Origin of the sequence: Enterocloster sp. HCN-30185 (assembly GCF_037890305.1) — a bacterium.
In the GTDB taxonomy this organism is placed as follows: domain Bacteria; phylum Bacillota; class Clostridia; order Lachnospirales; family Lachnospiraceae; genus Enterocloster.
Genome location: NZ_JBBKBT010000003.1, coordinates 58,355 through 78,202, shown reverse-complemented (window position 1 = coordinate 78,202; position 19,848 = coordinate 58,355). Strand labels below are relative to the sequence as shown.

16 protein-coding genes are annotated in these 19,848 nt (G+C 49.5%); 11 read left to right on the top strand and 5 right to left on the bottom strand.

Features of this window, described 5'->3' with window-relative positions:
* The first annotated feature begins 350 nt into the window (after positions 1-350).
* On the top strand, positions 351-974 hold the full coding sequence (locus WKT10_RS04445) for an undecaprenyl diphosphate synthase family protein (protein ID WP_340275729.1): 624 nt from the start codon (positions 351-353) through the stop codon (positions 972-974).
* A 23-nt stretch (positions 975-997) separates the two neighbouring features.
* Here the strand turns inward: WKT10_RS04445 and WKT10_RS04440 are convergent, their stop codons facing one another.
* The 5 genes from WKT10_RS04440 to WKT10_RS04420 all read right to left on the bottom strand — a co-directional run bounded on the left by WKT10_RS04440 (position 998) and on the right by WKT10_RS04420 (position 5,209).
* The gene (locus WKT10_RS04440) at positions 998-1,927 is read right to left on the bottom strand and encodes a hypothetical protein (protein WP_066550194.1); all 930 of its coding nucleotides are present in this window, start codon (positions 1,925-1,927) and stop codon (positions 998-1,000) included.
* 102 nt (positions 1,928-2,029) lie between these two features.
* Entirely contained in the window at positions 2,030-2,344 is a 315-nt protein-coding gene (locus WKT10_RS04435; RefSeq protein ID WP_340275725.1) for a hypothetical protein, read from the bottom strand.
* Between the two features lie 99 nt (positions 2,345-2,443).
* Positions 2,444-3,046 (bottom strand): cytidylate kinase-like family protein, encoded by a 603-nt coding sequence (locus WKT10_RS04430; RefSeq protein WP_066550188.1) that lies wholly within the window; start codon positions 3,044-3,046, stop codon positions 2,444-2,446.
* Positions 3,047-3,157: 111 nt separating this feature from the next.
* Positions 3,158-3,583 (bottom strand): hypothetical protein, encoded by a 426-nt coding sequence (locus tag WKT10_RS04425; protein WP_337934303.1) that lies wholly within the window; start codon positions 3,581-3,583, stop codon positions 3,158-3,160.
* A 309-nt stretch (positions 3,584-3,892) separates the two neighbouring features.
* Positions 3,893-5,209 carry a cell wall-binding protein gene (locus WKT10_RS04420; protein WP_340275721.1) on the bottom strand — a complete coding sequence of 439 codons (1,317 nt, stop codon included), beginning with the start codon at positions 5,207-5,209 and terminating at the stop codon, positions 3,893-3,895.
* A 264-nt stretch (positions 5,210-5,473) separates the two neighbouring features.
* On the opposite strand from WKT10_RS04420, the gene WKT10_RS04415 reads away from it, so the two are divergent.
* The 10 genes from WKT10_RS04415 to WKT10_RS04370 all read left to right on the top strand — a co-directional run bounded on the left by WKT10_RS04415 (position 5,474) and on the right by WKT10_RS04370 (position 19,831).
* Positions 5,474-7,480, top strand: a complete 2,007-nt coding sequence (locus WKT10_RS04415; protein ID WP_340275719.1) for a thiamine pyrophosphate-binding protein — start codon at positions 5,474-5,476, stop codon at positions 7,478-7,480.
* Between the two features lie 51 nt (positions 7,481-7,531).
* Positions 7,532-8,485, top strand: a complete 954-nt coding sequence (locus tag WKT10_RS04410) for an NAD-dependent epimerase/dehydratase family protein (protein ID WP_337934300.1) — start codon at positions 7,532-7,534, stop codon at positions 8,483-8,485.
* Positions 8,486-9,619 carry a class I SAM-dependent methyltransferase gene (locus tag WKT10_RS04405; protein WP_337433742.1) on the top strand — a complete coding sequence of 378 codons (1,134 nt, stop codon included), beginning with the start codon at positions 8,486-8,488 and terminating at the stop codon, positions 9,617-9,619.
* An 11-nt stretch (positions 9,620-9,630) separates the two neighbouring features.
* Positions 9,631-10,548 carry an NAD-dependent epimerase/dehydratase family protein gene (locus WKT10_RS04400; protein ID WP_340275712.1) on the top strand — a complete coding sequence of 306 codons (918 nt, stop codon included), beginning with the start codon at positions 9,631-9,633 and terminating at the stop codon, positions 10,546-10,548.
* A gap of 39 nt (positions 10,549-10,587) precedes the next feature.
* Complete coding sequence (locus WKT10_RS04395) at positions 10,588-11,565, top strand: glycosyltransferase family 2 protein (RefSeq protein ID WP_066550168.1); 978 nt, start codon at positions 10,588-10,590, stop codon at positions 11,563-11,565.
* Positions 11,555-13,777, top strand: coding sequence for a glycosyltransferase family 2 protein (locus WKT10_RS04390; protein ID WP_066550166.1), 2,223 nt, complete (start codon positions 11,555-11,557; stop codon positions 13,775-13,777). Before WKT10_RS04395 ends, WKT10_RS04390 begins: the two co-directional genes overlap by 11 nt.
* Positions 13,774-14,763 (top strand): glycosyltransferase family 2 protein, encoded by a 990-nt coding sequence (locus tag WKT10_RS04385; protein WP_337433744.1) that lies wholly within the window; start codon positions 13,774-13,776, stop codon positions 14,761-14,763. The genes WKT10_RS04390 and WKT10_RS04385 overlap by 4 nt, the downstream gene beginning before the upstream one ends.
* A gap of 133 nt (positions 14,764-14,896) precedes the next feature.
* Complete coding sequence (locus WKT10_RS04380) at positions 14,897-16,321, top strand: undecaprenyl-phosphate glucose phosphotransferase (protein ID WP_066550163.1); 1,425 nt, start codon at positions 14,897-14,899, stop codon at positions 16,319-16,321.
* A gap of 18 nt (positions 16,322-16,339) precedes the next feature.
* Positions 16,340-18,349: an LCP family protein gene (locus WKT10_RS04375; RefSeq protein WP_340275709.1), complete on the top strand. Its 2,010-nt coding sequence runs from the start codon at positions 16,340-16,342 to the stop codon at positions 18,347-18,349.
* Positions 18,350-18,484: 135 nt separating this feature from the next.
* Positions 18,485-19,831, top strand: a complete 1,347-nt coding sequence (locus WKT10_RS04370; protein ID WP_340275708.1) for a S1C family serine protease — start codon at positions 18,485-18,487, stop codon at positions 19,829-19,831.
* Positions 19,832-19,848: the final 17 nt, after the last annotated feature.

The following is a 19,848-nucleotide window of genomic DNA, read 5'->3' as shown; positions in this document are numbered from 1 at the left end:
TCTTGTCAGGTACTGGATAGAGGTAATGTTCCGCTATCTGTGTACTGGGAATGACTTTGGCTCAACGTTTTCGTAGTTCGTCTCTTGCATAGCCATATCTGTATTGGACAGTATATACAAGGGGGGATATCTTGTCAAGTCTTTCGTACATTTGTTTTATTTGGTTTAGTCATCCTTTTCCGTGGTGATATATAATATTTGAGAGCAAGATCTTTTTACAGTCTGTTTCAGCAATATTTCAAAATATTTTGTTTTTATTAGGCAATAGTATATATGATTGGAAAAAATTGAATATCCCCCCAATTTCCCGTCCATACTCCCACTATCAACATGAAAGGACGTACACAAACATGAGGCTTCCAAGACATATCGGGATTATTCCCGACGGCAATCGCCGCTGGGCGGTGAGAGAGGGAATGGATAAGGCAGATGGCTACGATCACGGCATCGCTCCGGGAATGGAGCTGTTTCGGATGTGCCGGGAGCTGGGAGTGGAGGAAATGACGTTTTACGGCTTTACCGTGGACAACACAAAACGCCCTTCTGTCCAGCGCCGTGCATTTACAGCTGCCTGTATAGCAGCAGTAGAGGAGCTATCAAAGGAGGATGCCAGTCTTTTAGTGCTGGGAAATACGAAGTCATCTGTATTTCCCAGAGAATTTCTGCCCTATACAACCCGCCGCAGCTTCGGAAAGGGAGGTATGAAGATCAATTTTCTTGTAAATTACAGCTGGGAGTGGGATTTTGGCTTAAAGGACGGGCTGCTGGGAGAGAAGCTGAAAACCGCAGAAGTGTCCCGGATCGACCTGATTATACGCTGGGGCGGCAGGCGGCGGCTGTCAGGCTTTCTCCCTGTGCAGTCCGTGTATTCGGATATCTATGTAGTAGATGACTACTGGCCGGATTTTAAGCCTTCCCATGTGGAGGAGGCCCTTGAGTGGTATAGCAGGCAGGATGTAACGCTGGGAGGATAGGGAAGTTTCTCCGGCAAAGGAAACTAATACACCTCATACTGTGCCCGATTCGGCTGTTTCGTATCCCCGTTTTCATCCCACACGCCGTCTGTTCCGATCCAGTGATAGAGATCGGAGGATTTTGAACGGACGTAGCATTGGGAAACCATATATCCTGCGCCGTCAAAGAAGTACCATTTTCCATCAATCTGCCTCCAGGCCATCTGTGGGAAAGCGCCGTTTGGATACAGAAAGAGGTGTTTTCCATTTTCTTCCTTCCAGATGCCGTCGCTGTGGAACCAGGCTTCCTCTGGGGTGATGACAAGGGGCTCTGCATCGGAACACCAACCGCTGTTTTTCCTGTCTTTTCTGTTATATGCCCGGACACGGAAGGTATAGGAACCTTCATTGTTGATCCAATTTTCAAAGCTGCAGGAGGCAGCAGAGCTGGTAAGGGTGGTAAGAGTGCGTCTGTCCTTAAGAAGTTGTATTTCATACTGGTCTGCCCCATCTACCTCATCCCAGACGGCTGTATGACCGCTCCAGTCCGCTGTAAGGGGAGCAGGAATGGCCCCGTCGATTCTGGGCAGGCGGACATGAAGGATCAGAGTGCTTCCCTCGTCTTCTGTGCGGGCGCTCTGATACTGGACGCCGTCTCCGGAAAGATGGAAAAGGCTTCTGGCGGCAGTAGGGAAATAATACCCTTCATTTGCAGAAAGTTCCACTTCTCCCACAGGCCATTCTCCGTAGCTCCAGGTATCGTCATCCTTCAGATATCCGGAACCTTCCACGGTGAACTGGCTGCTGCTGGAAACGGCGGTCAGTTCTCCGACTTCTTTTCCGCCTTCAGGACTTTGATCGTAACTGAAAATAAGGGAAACATCGGTGATCCGTTCTTCTCCCATGGCAGTAAAGGACAGGCCCAGGGAAATAAGGGCAGCTGTGCAGAGGGTCTGCAGCGTATGTTTCTTCATAAGAATTCTCCTTTCCGGATATGCATTGCCCGGCACACAGGAAGAGCGCACGCTTTCCCCGCTGCCGGGCAATAACCACAGTATGTCATATTCACGAAGAGATCAGTCAAAAATAGAACCTACCAGCATTTTCAGCATGGATTCAGAGGTGCGGATCTTAAGCTGGTTTGCCCCGCAGCACTGGATGGTGGTAGCCATCAGGGTGTCCTTTAATTCCGGTTCACAGATGCTTACCATGTTGGCGCAGGATTCGATGATAGCGGTTAAACGGCCAGCTTTTTCGATAAAGTGGGAAATGTGCTCCTCTGTAAGCCACAGGGAAAATTCGGCAAGGGGTTCGCCGTTTAATTCATTCCACTCCGTTTTGGAAAATCCATAGGTTTCTTTGAGACTGTTCATCAGTTGATTGATATCCATTTCATACTCCTCATTTGTATAAGATCAGTCCCCTTAAGGGGCAGTATACAATAATATATGACATACGATGGGATATTTCAAGTGAAAACGGGCAAAAATTCAATGATTGTAAAGCTGTTTGATGATTTCTACGGTTCGGTCCATGCCCAGACGGCTTACATTTAAGAGCATCTGGTGGGAATCAATGGAACCCCATTTCTGGTGCGTGTAGTTTTCATAATAATGCTTTCTGCGCTTATCCGTGGAATGGATGGCATTTATGGCATCTTTTTCGGAGAAATGATACCGTTCCATGATCCGGTGGATCCGATCCTCCATATTGGCGCAGATAAACAGGTCGGTGACGTCATTTCTGGAGCGCAGGGCATAATTGCCGCAGCGTCCTACGATGACGCAGGGGCCTTTCCGGGCAAGCGTTTCAATGATGATCGTCTGGGTTACATAGGTACTGTCCGGCAGAGAAAGTCCGTATCCGGTGACGGAATTGGGTTCCCGCGGGACATGGTAATCAGCCAGAAATCCCATCAGGGCCGATTCGTCTACTTTTTCTACGCTTACTGATGCATGGCCCATTTTTTCTGCAGCCATTTCAACCAGCTCCCGGTCATAAAAGGGGATATTTAATTCTTTGGCGGTACGCATCGCAGCTTCCCGTCCGCCGCTTCCAAATTGCCGTGCAATGGTTATGATCTTACCGCTCATAGTACCGCTCCTTTCATTTTACTGCATCTGAAAAGTAAAAATGCACAATACAATGTTCTGTAAGTTCATTATACATTACATAACGTACAAAAGGAAGAGGAATTTTTGCGTCTATGTATGGTTACCATGGCCGGCGGGAACTTTGCAGGAAGCGTCTTCCTGTTTCTGCGCCTTCCGCTGTTCCCGCATCATTTCCCAGATGGTGTCATGCATCCATTTTACGGTATCGCTGAGAATTTTGTTTTCCGTATCTAACCGCATGATTTCCATATTCATTTCTGCAATGACTTCACGGCTGTTGTATTTCTTATGGGGAGCTGTTATGCGCTCCATCAGGGAAGGATTTTGCTTTAGAATTTCATTTCCAAGGTAATCATCGCGCTCCTGACAGCTCATATTCATAAACTCTTTGTAATGCATCCGCACCATATTCATAGTATCCTTTGAATTACATCTGGGACACTGGGGATGACGGGATGTCTGATAATATGCATAATATCCGCATTTGGGACAGTAAAAAGCAGCAAGCTCTCTCATTTATATAATCCTCCTACTACAAACTTGATCAGTCTATAATAAATAACGCATGAGAGCGGAAAATATACCGCTGTTTTTTAAAATATTTCAAAAAAAGCAAAATAAACAAAAAAAAATGACGAATTTCTGGAAAATCAGACGTTCTGTTGAATAAGTTTAGCATTTATGGGCGAATTTGTAAAGAGGAGCTTAATGTAAAGGCCATATCAGGGACAGTTTGTATAAAAACTGATCTGATATGGCCTTTAAGGAAATATTTTTATTTTCCGCCCGTCACAGGGTGAACGGATGTGGGTGAGAGGCGGTGGGTTACTGGATGATGCCGCTGGTGTTTACGGTCCAGATGGTGTCATTTTCATCCTTGAAATCCTTATAACCTGCTCCAAGCTCAGGTTTTGCGTTGGATTTGGAGGAGGAGCCGGCTTTCTGGATAGCACCGTTGGTATTGATCAGATAGCGAGTACCGTCCAGATCAGCCGGAACCAGACGCAGGTCGGGATCAGCCTCCTGACGGAGTCCGTGAATGTAGAGGGTGTTATCCTTGATGCCGTGATATCCCTGTCCCTTTTTGGAGCCGTCGGTGTGGAAGTACCAGTTCTGGGTTTCGCCCAGGTCTTCGTCATAGATTGTCTGCTTCCCTGTTTTCATAGCGCCGTCTTCGCCGAAATAGAAGTTGGCAGAGGCGCCGTCGCCGATGTTTACAGACTGCTTTCCGGTCTGCATTTCGCCTTTTGTGTTAAAGGCGTACTTCTTGGAGTCGATGGAGAAGAGCTCCAGGCCGGACTGAGCGTGATGGGGAACGCCGTTTTTAAAGTAAAACTTGTAAACCTCGGCTTCCTCGCTGATGCCTTCAGCGCCTTCAATGGTTCTCCAGCCGGAGGCACGCTTTCCGTCCTCATCATAATACTGATAACCGGAAATGGAGGAAGGGTCTGCTTTGACAGCCTCGGAAGCGGTGGCGGCGTTTTCTGCTGCGGGAAGCTTAAACCAGCCGGTCTGCATCTTTCCGTCTACAAAGGTATAGTAATTGCCGTTTATTTTCTTATCAACCGCATGTTCGATGCGCTTTCCGCTGTTATCGAAGTAGTACCAGGATTCAATGATCTCTGGATCGTCTGTTTCATCTTCTAAAAGCACCCAGCCGGTCTTGCGGCTTCCATCTTCGCCCAGATAGTAATTGAAGCCGTCTACCTGAATGGAGCCGGTTTCCATGATGGAATCCTCGTTGAAATAATACCACTGTCCGTTAATGGAGGCCCAGGTGGAGGTTAAGGCTCTTCCGTCTCTTCCATAATAATAGTAGAGAAACTCCGGCTCATCCTGTTCAGACCAGTAATCTTCATTTTCTACGGAAATCCATTTCATAGTAACGCGTTTTCCGTCTTCATCTACATAGTATTCGTCAATCTGGGAGGATGTGGCTCTGATTCCGTCGGAATCCAGATAGTACCAGTCATCGCCGGATTTTTTCCAGGTGTCTGTAAGGGGCTCCCCATAGGAGTCATAGTAGTACCAGTTTCCGTTTTCCTGTGCCCAGCCAGCATTTTTGGCATATGCAGGAAAAGAAAGGGCTGCAGCAAGAGCTGCGGTGGATAATACAGCCAGAAGCTTTGTCTGTTTTTTCATAATAATAATTCTCTCCTTTTGAAATGTGTGTGTCGGCCGAAAATCCATTGTTGCATTACGAGGCTCATTATAGCGGGTGAGCGGCCGGATTTCCAGTGAGGCTTACTGGAAGGAATGGAAGGACTTTCCCGGAAGCCGGGAACCCCTGCCAGGGAAAATGGTAGTAGGCTTTTTAATGGTTTTGTGATATACTCACCGTATGATGTTGGGGGCAGATGTGCTGTCCCCTTTGATATCGGATTGCGGTACGGCAAAGGAGAAGATATGAGAATAAAGGTTTCAAATTATATTTCGGAAATGCTTGTAAAGGCGGGAATCCGTCAGGCATTTATGGTAACAGGCGGCGGAGCGATGCATCTGGACGATGCCCTGGGCCATCAGGAAGGGCTTTGCTGCATCTATGATCACCATGAGCAGGCCTGCGCTATAGCGGCAGAGGCCTACGCACGGATTCACAATGAGATTGCCGCTTTGTGCGTTACCACAGGTCCCGGCGGCACCAATGCGATTACAGGCGTATTAGGAGGGTGGCTGGATTCCATTCCCATGCTGGTTCTCTCCGGTCAGGTGCGCTACGATACCACAGCCAGATGGTCCGGTCTGGGAATCCGGGCAATGGGAGATCAGGAGTTTGATATCTGTAAGTCCATTGACTGCATGACAAAGTATTCGGAAATGGTGATCGATCCCATGAGAATCCGGTATTGTCTGGAAAAAGCCCTGTATCTGGCAAAGTCCGGCCGTCCCGGACCCTGCTGGCTGGATATTCCGCTGAATGTCCAGGGGGCTTTTGTGGAAACGGAGGATCTGGAGGGCTTTGATCCGGAGGATTATGAAAATGGCGGAACCGGCTGGGGGACAATGGGAAATATCCATGCTATTCCTGAGGATGAGGCCGGAAAGGGTGAGAAGCGTCAGCTGCTTCCGGGCAAGGTGAGCAGGGAAACGGCTGATCTGATCCTTTCGAAGATCCGGGCTGCAAAGCGTCCGGTGATCAATGCGGGAAACGGCATCCGCATCGCCGGAGCCCATGATGTGTTTATGCGGGTGGCAGAGAAGCTTGGTATTCCCGTGATTACAGGCTGGGACAGTGAGGATTGCATCTGGGATGAGCATCCGCTGTATACAGGACGGGCCGGCAATATGGGCGACCGGGCTGGAAACTTTGCCATTCAGAACAGCGATCTGGTGCTGTCTGTGGGAAGCCGTCTGAGTATCCGGCAGGTGGGCTACAATTATAAGACCTGGGCCAGAGCCGCCTTTGTGATCGCAAATGATATTGACAGTGAAGAATTAAAGAAGCCTTCGGTGCATGCAGATCTGGCGGTTCATGCAGATGCGAAGGATCTGCTGGAGCAGCTGGACGGAGCGTTGGATGAAATTCTGGAAAAAGAAGGAAACCAGCTGGCTGAAAGCCTGAGCAAAAAGGGAGAAAAGCAGCTCTTTGGAGGCGGAGAAGGTCTTCCGGGCATGAGCTGGAGCGAGACCTGCAGGATGTGGAAGGAAACCTATCCGGTGGTACAGGAAAAACACTGGAATTTCACCGATCAGGAGCCGGCTAATGTCTATGCGGCCATCCAGGCCATCAGCAGCCGCTTAAAGGAAGGCCAGATTACGGTAGTGGGAAATGGTTCTGCCTGCGTGGTAGGCGGTCATGCGTATGTGATCAAGAAGGGACAGCGGTTTATCACCAATTCTGCCGTAGCAGCCATGGGCTATGATCTGCCTGCCGCTATTGGCGCCTGGACTGCCTCCAGAGACAGCCGCTGCTACAGCCAGGGAAGGGATCGTTCCGGAGAGGATCTGATTCTTGTAACGGGTGATGGAAGCATCCAGATGAACCTTCAGGAGCTTCAGACCATCATTCACCATAAAATGGGAATTAAAATATTCTTAATTAATAACGGCGGCTATCATTCCATCCGCCAGACCCAGAAGAATTTCTTCGGAGAGCCTTTGATCGGCATCGGAGTGGACAGCGGGGATTTAAGCTTCCCGGATATGGAAAAACTGGCATGTGCCTACGGATATCCTTATATAAAGGCAGAGCACAACAGTGAGCTTGCAAAAGCAGTGGAGCAGACGCTGGCTGCCGAAGGCCCGGTGATCTGCGAGATCTTTGTATCCATGGATCAGAACTTTGAGCCAAAGTCCTCAGCCAAGAGACTACCGGACGGAACTCTGGTATCTCCGCCTTTGGAGGATCTGGCTCCCTTCCTTCCTGAGGAGGAGATGGATCGGAATATGATCATTCCCAGGATCAGGAAATAATTCCCGGTTGGGAGAACCGGCAGAACAACAGACAGAAAAGGAGACAGCCATATGGCAGTGATCGTCACAGGAGCTACCAGCTTTATCGGAAGGGCTGTAGTGGAGGAACTTTTAAAACAGGGACAGAAGGTGTATGCTGTGGCACGGCCCGGTTCAGCGGGCCTGTCCTTTTTAAAGGCGCTGCCTCTTAATGGACAGGAAGGCCGGAGAGAGGGGGCTGTGGGAAGCGTAAGGATTCTGGAATGTAATTTAAACGAGATAGAACGCCTAAAGGAGATGGATATCACAGACGCTTCTGCCTGGCTGCATCTTGGCTGGGAGGGAGCGGGAAGCGCCAATCGGCAGGATCCGGCTCTTCAGGCGAAAAACATCGGCTATGCGCTTTCGGCTGTCAGAACAGCAGGAGCCCTTGGCTGCAGCCGGTTCCTTTTTTCCGGCTCTCAGGCGGAGTACGGGATCTGCGATTCTCCCATGAGGGAGGATCAGCCCTGCCATCCGGTATCTGAGTACGGCAAGGATAAGGTGCTGGTCTGCCGACAGGCTGGGGAACTGGCCGGCCAGCTTCGCATGGATTATATCCATACCCGTATTTTCAGCGTCTATGGCCCGGGAGATCACCCATGGTCTTTGATTTCCACCTGCATTGACACTTTTTTAAAGGAAGGCCATATGGAAATGGGGCCCTGTACCCAGCAGTGGAATTTCCTCTATGTGACCGAGGCCGCAGAACTGCTGGTAAAACTTCTTCTTGGCAAAGCACCGGCCGGCGTGTATAATGTGGCGGGGGAAGATACCCGCCCGCTGCGGGATTATATAGAAGAGCTGCACCGGCTCTGCGGCAGTCTGGGAAGCTATCATTTCGGAGACAGGCCGCCCAATGCGGAGGGCATGGTATCGCTGATGCCGGAATTGACGAAATTAAAGGCAGCAGTGGGCTTTACCCAGCAGATTCCTTTTTCGGAGGGGATCCGCCGGATGGTACAGGAGAAAAAAGGAGAAATTTAGATGAAACGTTGTATTGCCTGCGGTGCTCCTTTATGGGAGACGCCGCTTCTTACGCTGGACAATATGCCGGCTTCTGCCCAGCATATGCCGGATAAAGATCATGTAGATGAGGATCAGGGGCTTACTCTGGATCTCTGCCAGTGCATGGGCTGCGGACTGGTGCAGTTTGACTGCGAGCCGGTGGATTATTACCGGGATGTGATTCGCGCCGGGGGATACTCCACCACTATGGCGGAGCTGCGCAGAAAACAGTACAGGCACCTGATCGAAACTTACCATTTAGAAGGAAAGCGGTTTATCGAGGTAGGCTGCGGACAGGGAGAATTTTTAAAAGTATTAGAGGAATTTCCGGTAGAGGGTCACGGGATTGAGCATGATCCGGCGCTGGTTAAGCTTGCCAGGGCTCAGGGCCTTGCAGTGGAGCAGGGATTTACAGAACATGCGGATACGGTGATCCCAGGCGGCTTTTATGATGTATTTTTATCTTTTAATTTTCTGGAGCATCAGCCGGATCCGGCAGGGATGCTGCGCTGTATTTACAATAATCTGGAAGATGACGGGATGGGACTTCTTACCGTTCCAAGCTTTGAGTATATTATGGATCACAGCAGCTATTATGAGCTGATCCGGGATCACATTGCCTACTATACCTTTGATACGCTGACTTCCCTGCTGGAGCGTACGGGCTTTGTGGTAGAGGAAGCAGAGGTGATAAACAGGGATACGCTTGCCGTTATTGTGCGCAAGCGTCCCCAGATGGAAACAGGCAATCTGCTGGACTGCTATGTGAATCTGCGCCGGGAGATGGATACCTATATGAAGTATCTGGATGCCTGGAAGAAAAAAGCAGCCATCTGGGGAGCCAGTCATCAGGGCTTTACGCTGGCAGCTACAACCAGCCTTGGAAAGAAGGCAGAGTATATCATTGATTCCGCTCCCTTTAAACAGGGAAAATTTGCTCCGGCCTCCCATCTTCCCATCGTAGCCCCGTCCTATTTTGAGGAGCATCCGGTGGACGCCGTCATTATCACTGCTCCCGGCTATACGGATGAGATTGCGGCCCTGATCCGGGAGAAATTTGGTCCTGAGGTGGAGATCCGGGCCATGCGTTCTAATCATCTGGAAATGCTCTAGGAGGACAGCTTATGAGAATCGTTATCACAGGGGCAACCGGCTTTATCGGCAGTTACCTTGCGGCCCTGTTTTTGAGAGAAGGGGCAGAGGTTTTTGCCCTGTCCCGTCCGGATTCCCCTAATCTTAAGGCGCTTCCGGTTCACGAAAACCTGCACATCGTTCCCTGGTCCATGGACTGGGCCGGAGACTGTGTTTCACAGATTGGTTTTGCAGACGCATTTTTCCATTTTGCCTGGGGCGGTGTAAACCGTCAGGAGATTGATTCTCCGGAAGTTCAGGCCAAAAATGTGGCAGGTTCTCTGGAATGTATCCGGGCTGCAAAGGCTCTTTCCTGCTCTGTTTTTATGGATGCAGGCTCCCGGGTGGAGTATGGACTTACGGACGGAATCATGTCTGAGGACAGGGAATGCGCCCCCATTAACCAGTATGGAAAGGCCAAGTGGGAATTTTACCAGAAGGCGGCTCCTCTGTGCAAAGAGCTGGGGCTTCACTATTTCCATCTGCGGTTTTTCAGCGTCTACGGCCCCGGGGATCACCCCTGGTCGATCATCTCCACTCTGGTGCGGGAGCTGCCCCAGGGAAAGAGCGTTTCCCTAAGCGCCTGCCTTCATCAGTGGAACTTTATGTATATAGAAGACGCAGTTCAGGCAGTATATGAATTGTACCGCCATCTTCCGTCTGAAAAGGACAGCCCGAAAATCAGCGAGATTGTCAATGTTGCCAGCAGGGATACGCGGGTATTGCGCTCCTTTGTGGAGGAGGTCTGGAAAGAGGCGGGAGGAAGAGGAAGTCTGGAATACGGCTCCTTTGTTCAGGCAAAGGAAGGGGCCCTGTCTGTGCGGCCTTCCGTAGAGAAGCTGGCGGCCTTGACCGGAGGCTTTAAGGAAGCGTATTCCTTTTCCCAGGGCATCCGCCAGATGCTCCCATAAACCATTACAAGATTATTTTAGAAAGAGATGTACATCCAAATGAAAAAGATCAGCATATTGATCCCCTGCTACAATGAGGTCGAAAATGTAGGGCCCATTAGCCAGGCGGTAACAGATATCCTGAAAAATGAACTTCCCCAGTACGATTATGAACTGGTCTTTATTGACAATGATTCGACGGACGGAACGAGGGAGGTGCTGCGGACTCTGTGCAGCAGTGATCCGAAGATCAAGGCGATTTTTAATGCCCGCAATTTCGGACAGTTTAATTCCCCCTACTATGGTATGCTCCAGGTGACAGGAGACTGCGTCATTGAAATGGTGGCAGATTTCCAGGATCCGGTGGAAATGATTCCCAAATACGTCCGTGAGTGGGAAAACGGCTACAAGATCGTAATCGGGATCAAGACCAGCAGTCAGGAGAACAAATTTATGTACTGGCTCCGTACCTGCTACTACAAGACCATCAAAAAGCTGTCAGATGTGGAGCAGATCGAGCATTTTACCGGCTCCGGCCTTTATGACAGGGAGTTTATTGAAATCCTGCGCCGTCTGGATGATCCTACGCCCTTTTTGCGGGGGATTGTGGCAGAGCTTGGCTATAAGCGCAAGGAGATTCCCTATGAGCAGCCAAAGAGAAGGGCAGGAAAGACGCATAATAACTTTTACCGCCTTTACGACGCAGCCATGTTAAGCGTTACTTCCTATACAAAAGAGGGTCTGCGCCTTGCTACGATTTTCGGAGGGGTCTGCGCCGCGGTCAGTATGCTGATCGCTCTTGTTTATCTGGTAATGAAGCTAATCTGGTGGGATCGTTTTCCGGCCGGTATGGCTCCCATGCTGATCGGTATGCTGTTTCTGGGCTCTGTCCAGCTCTTTTTCATCGGTTTTCTGGGCGAATACATTATGAGCATCAATCAGAGAGTCATGAAGCGGCCACTGGTGATTGAAGCGGAGCGCCTGAATTTTGATGAGAAGCCGGAAGAGAAAGAGGAAGGAAAAAAGGATGAAGTATAAGATAGACATTGTGCGGATCCGTGAAAATTCCATTACATTAAACGGATGGGTTTTGGGAAAATCTCCGGAAAGCAGGGCGACCTTCCGGGTAGAGGATGAACGCCATAACCCGGTGAAATATAAGCTGGTTACGACCAGAAGAGATGATGTGAGCCAGATTTATTTCAAAAAGACGTATGACAGGGACTTTGGCTTTGACATCCAGTTCCCCTATGAGAGAGGAAAGACCTACTGGCTTTTGATCCGCTGTGAGGGACGCCAGGCAAAGATCAAGTATAATGAAGAGCTGATCGCAAAGCGTTCCAGCGTGGCTCATAAGCGGATGGAAAAGATTAAGGATCTGATGAACATGGAGACCGTCCGTGTGGCTGCAGATTTCTGGAAGGAAAATGGACTTAAGGCTCTGATAAAGAAGTCCTGTCACAAGCTTCAGGGCCTTGATAATGACTATGACTACAGCGAGTGGTATGAGCTTACAAAGCCCACAGAGGAGGAGTTAAAGGCCCAGAGGGAAGCGCGTTTTGAATATGAGCCCCTTCTTTCTGTGGTTATACCCGTCTACCGCACCCCGGAGCATTATCTTCGGGAAATGATCGATTCCATCATTGATCAGACCTATACCAACTGGGAGCTGTGCATTGCAGACGGCAGTCCCAGAGGACAGAGCGTGGAACGGGTATTAAAGCGCTACGCCCAGAAGGATCCCAGAGTACGCTATGCGGTGCTGGGCGGAAACAGGGGCATTTCCGGCAATACCAATGCGGCTCTTGAAATGGCTTCCGGCGATTTTGTGATCCTGGCTGATCACGACGATACCCTTCCGGAGCACGCCTTTTATGAGGTGGTAAAGGCAGTCAACGAGCATCCGGACTGTGAAGTCCTTTATTCCGATGAGGATAAGCTGGATATGGATGGAAAGGCGCTGTTTGATCCGCATTTCAAGCCTGATTTTAACCCGGATCTTCTTACCAGTGTCAATTATATCTGCCATCTGTTTGTAGTAAAAAAGAGCCTTTTGGATCAGGTGGGAGGCTTTAGGAAGGAGTTTGACGGTGCTCAGGATTATGATTTTATTTTCCGGTGTACGGAAAAAGCCGCCAAAATCGTTCATATTCCAAAGGTGCTCTACCACTGGCGCTGCCATCAGGGGTCCACAGCCAGCAATCCGGAAAGTAAGATGTACGCTTTCGAGGCAGGCTCCAGAGCGGTTATGGCTCATTATGAGCGAGTGGGAATCCCGGCAGAATCCGTGGAAAAGGGTGTGGATTACGGCATTTACCACACGCATTTTAAGATTCAGGGAGAACCCCTTGTGTCTGTGATCATTCCCAATAAAGACCACAGCCAGGATCTGGATACCTGTATCCGTTCTCTGATGGAGCGTTCCACCTATCAGAATCTGGAATTTATCGTTGTGGAGAACAACAGTACCAGTCCGGAGACCTTTGCATATTATAAAAAGCTTCAGGAGGCTCATTCCAATGTTAAGGTAGTGACATGGAAGGAGGGCTTTAACTATTCAGCCATCAATAATTTCGGAGCATCCTTTGCATCCGGCGAGTATCTTCTTTTGTTAAATAATGATACAGAGCTTTTAGAGCCGGACAGCATAAAGGAGATGCTGGGCTTCTGCCAGCGTGAGGATGTGGGAATCGTGGGAGCAAGACTGCTTTATGCAGATGACACCATCCAGCATGCAGGCGTGGTAGTGGGCTTTGGCGGGATTGCGGGCCATACCTTTATCGGCCTTCACAAGGCTGAGAACAGCTACTTCCACCGTGCCATGTGTGCACAGGACTACAGCGCAGTCACTGCAGCCTGTCTGATGACAAAGAAATCCGTCTTTGAGACTGTGGGAGGCTTAAGCACAGAGCTGGCAGTCGCCTTTAATGATATTGATTACTGTATGAAAGTGCGGGCGCTGGGGAAACTGGTAGTATATGCGCCTTATGCCTGCCTTTACCACTATGAATCCAAGTCCAGGGGATTGGAGGACACGCCGGAAAAGGTGGCCCGCTTTAACCGGGAGGTTGCCATGTTCCATAAAAAGTGGCCGGAGATCCTGGAGCAGGGAGATCCTTACTACAACCCCAATCTCACGCTCCGCAAGTCTAATTTTGCCCTTCGTGATCTCTTGAAGGAGAAGATCGGAGAACCCTATGACCTGTCTGTGTACGATGCCTATGGGCCGGAGGAAAAGGAAGGAAAATGAGCAATCGAATCAAGGTCACTGTGATCATACCCAATTATAACGGATTAAAATTCATGGAACCCTGCTTTAAGGCGCTGGAGCTGCAGATTTACCACAAATTTCAGATCCTGGTGGTGGACAACGGCTCCACGGACGGCAGTGTGGAGTGGCTTAAGGAGCATCAGATCCCCACGATTTTTCTGGATACCAATACCGGTTTTTCCGGGGCGGTTAATGTGGGGATCAGGGCGGCAAAGACGCCCTATGTGCTTCTGTTAAACAATGATACAGAGCCGGACTGCCATTTTATCGGTGAAATGGTTAAGGCCATTGAGAGGTCGCCTAAGATTTTTTCTGTCAGCAGCAAGATGATCCAGATGTATCACAAGGATAAGATGGATGATGCAGGAGATATGTACAGCCTCCTTGGCTGGGCGTATCAGAGGGGCGTAGGACGTTCCTCCGGGGGCTACAGCCACCCCTGCAGAGTCTTTTCCGCCTGCGCCGGAGCTGCCATTTACCGCAGGGAGATCTTTGAAAAAATCGGGTATTTTGACGAGATGCATTTTGCTTATTTAGAGGACATTGACGTAGGCTACCGGGCCAGGATTGCAGGCTATGATAATGTTTACTGTCCTCACGCAGTTGTGTACCATGTGGGCAGCGGCACCAGCGGTTCCAAGTATAATTCCTTTAAGGTGCGGCTGGCGGCCCGGAATAATATTTACCTAAATTATAAAAATATGCCTTTCCTGCAGCTGCTTGTCAACGTCCTGCCCATTGGAGCAGGAATGACTGTGAAATATCTGTTTTTTAAAAAGCGCGGCTTTGGAGCGGATTATCTTGCAGGCGTGAAGGAAGGGTTGGCAACAGCAGGGAAATGTAAAAAGGTAGGATACAGACCGGAGCATTTGAAAAACTATCTGGCAATCGAATGGGAATTATTTACAGGTACTCTTCTGTATTTCTACGAATTTTCCTTAAGGCAGCTGGAAAAAAGGAAGTAAAAAGGCGAATTTTATCATATTTTAAGATAAATGTTATAGAATCTTGAGTTTAAATAAGCTATAATAGGAGCACCCGGCAGAGTGCCTGAAGAAAGGGTTCTGCCGGATGAGACTGAATATCAGGTGATTTTCCATGATAAAAGATAATCAAAAGAAGCTGAACCGGATTCATGTCCTTTTGGATGTGGTTATGACGGTTCTGGCATATTTTCTTGCCTGGCTGATCATAGTCAGCGGAAAAGTGATCCCTCTGGAATACAATGTGAAAACTCTGGAACCGCCCGTTTATTTTGCGGCGCTTATATTTATCATACCGGTGTATCTGGTGTTAAATGCCTGTTTTCACCTTTATGTGCCGAAGCGGATCCAGGGACGCAGATCAGAGTTTGCCAACATCTGCAAGGCCAATGTGATCGGCCTTATGTTCTTTACGCTGATCCTGTTTGGCGGAAGAAATATCATTATCCACCTGGGATATTTCTCCACCAGGATGCTTCTTTGCTTTTTCGTTTTAAATATCCTTTTGCTGGAAGCGGAACGTATGGCGATCCGCCTTTTTCTGCGCTCTCTGCGCACCAACGGCTATAATCAGAAGCACATCCTTTTAGTGGGCTACAGCCGGGCGGCGGAAGGCTTTATTGACCGGGTGGCTTTAAATCCTGAGTGGGGATATCATATCCAGGGGATCCTGGATGACGGCAGACCGTCAGGATATGCCTATAAAAATGTCAGGATCCTGGGAACCATAAACCAGCTGGAAAGCGTTCTGGCAGCAAATACGCTGGATGAAATTGCCATTACCCTGAGTATCAATGAGTATTCAAATCTGGAATCAATCGTGGCAGTCTGTGAGAAATCCGGCGTTCATACCAAATTCATTCCGGATTACAATAATATTATACCTACGATTCCCTATATGGAGGATCTTCAGGGACTGCCGGTGATCCATATCCGCCATGTGCCTCTGACGAACGTATTTAACGCTACGGTGAAGCGGATTGTGGACATTGGAGGAGCTCTTTTCGGCCTTCTTTTGTTCTCTCCGGTGATGCTCCTTACGGCAGGGCTCATAAAGCTGACCTCTCCGGGCCCCATTTTCTACAGTCAGGAGCGGATCGGCCTCCACAACAGGCCCTTTAAGATGTACAAGTTCCGTTCTATGGAGGTCCAGGATCCGGGAAAGGAAAAAACACGCTGGACTACGCCCCATGACCCAAGGGTAACGCCGGTGGGCCGCTTTATACGAAAGACCAGTATTGACGAGATGCCCCAGTTTTACAATATCCTGATCGGGGATATGAGTCTGGTAGGGCCAAGGCCGGAGCGGCCGCTGTTTGTGGAAAAGTTCAAGGAGGAGATTCCCCGCTATATGATCAAGCATCAGGTGCGGCCCGGGCTGACAGGCTGGGCTCAGGTAAACGGCTATCGGGGGGACACTTCCATTACCAAACGGATCGAACACGATCTGTATTACATCGAAAACTGGAGCCTTGGTTTTGATTTTAAGATTATGTTTTTAACAATCTTTAAAGGCTTTATCAATAAAAATGCATACTGATGCAGTGAGGATGAACATATGAATCGCGATGAATTTGAGTTCGGATTTGATCCGGAGGAAGAACAGGAAGCACGCAGGCCAAAGGCAGGGAACACAGGTCATACCTTTGTCCCTGCCTTCCGTCAGGCTGAGACAGAGGGAAAACGTCCCAGACGAAGCACCGCTTTCCGCAGAGAGCAGGAAGAGGATTCCTATATGGATCTGGACAGTGATTTTGACGAAGAAGAGGAAATGGAGTTTGGGGCGGGAAGCCACAGGGAGAGTACCGGCCGGAGAACCGTTCCAGAGCGCGAAAAAGGCACAGGGTACAGAGCGGGACGAAGTACTGATAAAGTCCGCAGCAGACGGGCAGGCGGCAGAGGCAGCGGCGGGCCAAAGCGGTTTTTTGGCGGACTTACCCTCAGGGGGCTTATCCTTCTGATCGCAGCTCAGATTACGGCTTTTGCAGTTATCGGCTGTGTCTGGTGGGGAAAGCGGATGTGGTCCAATATGCAGACGGATACGGAGTTTAATCAGGCAGATATGACAAATCCCTATATTTCTGTGGAAAAAGAGGAGCAGATGAAGGGGTACTGGACTGTGGCTCTTTTCGGCGTGGACAGCCGGAACAACTCTGTAGGCAAGGGGAATATGTCTGATGTTATCATACTCTGTACAGTCAATCAGGAGACGGGCGCCATCAAGCTGGTGAGCGTATTCAGAGATACCTATCTGAACATAGACGAGAAAAATTCCTATAATAAGATCAATTTAGCTTATTCCAGAGGCGGCCCAAAGCAGGCGGTAGAGGCCCTGAACCGGAATCTGGATTTACAGATTGATGATTATGCGACTTTTAACTGGAAGGCTGTGGCAGATTCCATCAACATTCTGGGCGGTGTGGATGTAGAGCTGAGCAAGGCAGAGTTTTACTATATCAATTCTTATATTACAGAAACGGTAGAATCCACCGGAGTCGGTTCCCATCATTTAAAGAAGGCCGGCCCGAACCATCTGGACGGTGTTCAGGCGGTAGCGTATGCCAGACTGCGCAAGATGGATACGGATTATGCCCGTACAGAGCGCCAGAGAAAGGTGATCGAGCTCAGTTTTGATAAGCTGAAGAAAGCGGACTTTGCAGTTGTAAATAATGTAATGGAAGTGGTATTTCCGCAGATCCTTACCAGTATTACCTTAAATGATATGATTCCTATGGCTAAAAACCTTACCAAATACCACATTGCAGCTACAGCGGGATTCCCAGAGGCCAGAAGTGACGGGATTTTGGGCAAAAAGGGCGCCTGCGTCATTCCACAGACATTGGAGAGCAATGTGATCAAGCTTCATCAGTTCTTATTCGATGATGAGAATTATGTACCAAGTGAAATGGTAAAAAAGATCAGCGCCAAAATTTCAGCTGATACTGGTATGTACAAGGAAGGAAAGCCTATCGAGAGCGTGGGAACAGACGGAGGCTATGTGCCGAAGGCTACTACGGCAGCTCAGACAAAGGAAGAAACGAAAGAAAACGGGACTGAAACCTCCGAGGGCAGCAGCGAGAGCACGAAGCATGGGAATGAGGATGTGATTGACGGTGAATATCCGTGGGGATTGGAGCTTGAGACAGACGAGAACGGAAATGTGATCGATCCGCCGGAGAATTACGGTCCTGGGATGCTCCCGTCTGAGTCCTCCGGCAGCACGCATTCAGGCCAGTCAAAGCCGGGAGCATCGACAGAGTCTTCGGGCAGCCTGAAGCCGACAGTACCCAGCGGGACACTGCCTTCTGCCACGACGGAAGCAGTGACAAAGCCCGCTAAGGGTACAGATGCAGGCTCTGAGGGACCCGGTGCAGTTGAATCGGGAGATGCAGACAGCGGGCCTGGAGCAGCGTCTCAGCCTTCTCAGACAAGTCCGGTCAGTTCCGGAGCAGGACAGTCAAAACCGGGACAGACGGAGTCTTCCGCCTCAGGAGTTATACCCGGAGCAGGAAATGTGATTATTGAAGGAAATCCGGAAAACGATGTAATTATCGGTCCGGGAGCCTGAGAATAAGGGATGATACGGCAGACCGCCGGGGAAAAATGACGATTTCCCCGGCGGTTTGTTTATCAATTATTTATTTGATATTTTTTCTGTTTCATTATAAGATAGTCACATAAGTGAAGGAAGGAGATACAGCAAATGTACGAAGAAGATAAGGATCGTAATTGGAATAGAGAGCCTGAAGAAGAGAGACCTAAAAAGGGAGGCATTTTAAAGAAGGCAGCCTGGATCACAGCGGGGGCGCTGCTGTTTGGTACCATTGCAGGAGGTGTGATGGTGGGAGTACAGATCGCGTCCTCCGGCGTTTTTAAGAATCTGTATGCCATTGTTTCAGGGGAAACGGAAGCAGGGGACTGGAAGGCGCCCGAAGGGCAAAAGCCTCCGGCAGATCCGTTCGCCGGGCCCGAAACTGCGACGCCGTCTTATATCGCTGCTCCGGTTACAGATGTGTCTGTCATCGTGGAGGAGGCAATGCCTTCGGTAGTGGCTATCACAAGCACAGCCGTATATCAGAGCCGTGATTTCGGCTATGACTGGTTTTTCGGCGGCGGACTGGGCGGACAGACCTATGAGGTGCCAAGCAGCGGATCGGGCATTATTATCGGGGAAAATGAGACAGAGCTTCTCATTGTAACGAATAATCATGTGGTGGAGGAAGCCACATCCTTAAAGGTTACATTTATTGATGAGGAAACAGTAGATGCTGTGACAAAGGGAACGGATCCGGAAACGGATCTGGCAGTGATTGCCATTCCTTTAGATCAGATTAAAGAAGAAACCAAAGCGCAGATCCATCCGGCAGTTGTGGGAAACTCGGATGAATTAAAGCCGGGACAGGGTGTGATCGCCATTGGAAATGCCCTTGGCTACGGCCAGTCTGTGACAGTCGGCTATATCAGCGCCATAAACCGGGAAGTGCAGACGGAAGAGGGAAATACCCGCGTACTTCTTCAGACAGATGCGGCGATCAATCCTGGAAACAGCGGCGGCGCTCTTTTAAATATGAAGGGTGAGCTAGTTGGGATTAATGCGGCAAAATATGCTTCTACCGAGGTAGAGGGCATTGGTTATGCCATCCCTATTTCAAAATCCCAGGATATTATTGACCAGCTTACAAAGCGCAGATCAAAGGTTGATATTCCTGAGGCGGAAAGGGGATATCTGGGAATCCAGGGAACGAATGTAGATGAAAATGCGGCAAAGACCTTTGGCATGCCGAGAGGCGCTTATGTATATAAGATCCTGGAGTCCGGCGCAGCAGCCTCCTCTGAGCTGTGGGAGAAGGATATTATTACCAAATTAGATGGCCAGACCGTGCGGAACATGGAGGGCCTTCAGGAGATTTTAGCAGGCTACCGGGCTGGAGAGCAGGTAGAACTGACTGTTCAGAGACAGATCGACGGAGTGTACCAGGAGCTGACGGTTACCGTAACACTGGCAGCAATGCCTGCGGAGGAACAGGCAGCGGCATCCGGGCAGCAATAAGTTTATATTGCCCCTGA

What these genes read in the sequence shown, in the direction of transcription:
- WKT10_RS04445 (WP_340275729.1), top strand. Translation starts at nt 351, where the DNA reads ATGAGGCTTCCAAGACATATCGGGATTATTCCCGACGGCAATCGCCGC.
- WKT10_RS04440 (WP_066550194.1), bottom strand. Translation starts at nt 1,927, where the DNA reads ATGAAGAAACATACGCTGCAGACCCTCTGCACAGCTGCCCTTATTTCC.
- WKT10_RS04435 (WP_340275725.1), bottom strand. Translation starts at nt 2,344, where the DNA reads ATGGATATCAATCAACTGATGAACAGTCTCAAAGAAACCTATGGATTT.
- WKT10_RS04430 (WP_066550188.1), bottom strand. Translation starts at nt 3,046, where the DNA reads ATGAGCGGTAAGATCATAACCATTGCACGGCAATTTGGAAGCGGCGGA.
- WKT10_RS04425 (WP_337934303.1), bottom strand. Translation starts at nt 3,583, where the DNA reads ATGAGAGAGCTTGCTGCTTTTTACTGTCCCAAATGCGGATATTATGCA.
- WKT10_RS04420 (WP_340275721.1), bottom strand. Translation starts at nt 5,209, where the DNA reads ATGAAAAAACAGACAAAGCTTCTGGCTGTATTATCCACCGCAGCTCTT.
- WKT10_RS04415 (WP_340275719.1), top strand. Translation starts at nt 5,474, where the DNA reads ATGAGAATAAAGGTTTCAAATTATATTTCGGAAATGCTTGTAAAGGCG.
- WKT10_RS04410 (WP_337934300.1), top strand. Translation starts at nt 7,532, where the DNA reads ATGGCAGTGATCGTCACAGGAGCTACCAGCTTTATCGGAAGGGCTGTA.
- WKT10_RS04405 (WP_337433742.1), top strand. Translation starts at nt 8,486, where the DNA reads ATGAAACGTTGTATTGCCTGCGGTGCTCCTTTATGGGAGACGCCGCTT.
- WKT10_RS04400 (WP_340275712.1), top strand. Translation starts at nt 9,631, where the DNA reads ATGAGAATCGTTATCACAGGGGCAACCGGCTTTATCGGCAGTTACCTT.
- WKT10_RS04395 (WP_066550168.1), top strand. Translation starts at nt 10,588, where the DNA reads ATGAAAAAGATCAGCATATTGATCCCCTGCTACAATGAGGTCGAAAAT.
- WKT10_RS04390 (WP_066550166.1), top strand. Translation starts at nt 11,555, where the DNA reads ATGAAGTATAAGATAGACATTGTGCGGATCCGTGAAAATTCCATTACA.
- WKT10_RS04385 (WP_337433744.1), top strand. Translation starts at nt 13,774, where the DNA reads ATGAGCAATCGAATCAAGGTCACTGTGATCATACCCAATTATAACGGA.
- WKT10_RS04380 (WP_066550163.1), top strand. Translation starts at nt 14,897, where the DNA reads ATGATAAAAGATAATCAAAAGAAGCTGAACCGGATTCATGTCCTTTTG.
- WKT10_RS04375 (WP_340275709.1), top strand. Translation starts at nt 16,340, where the DNA reads ATGAATCGCGATGAATTTGAGTTCGGATTTGATCCGGAGGAAGAACAG.
- WKT10_RS04370 (WP_340275708.1), top strand. Translation starts at nt 18,485, where the DNA reads ATGTACGAAGAAGATAAGGATCGTAATTGGAATAGAGAGCCTGAAGAA.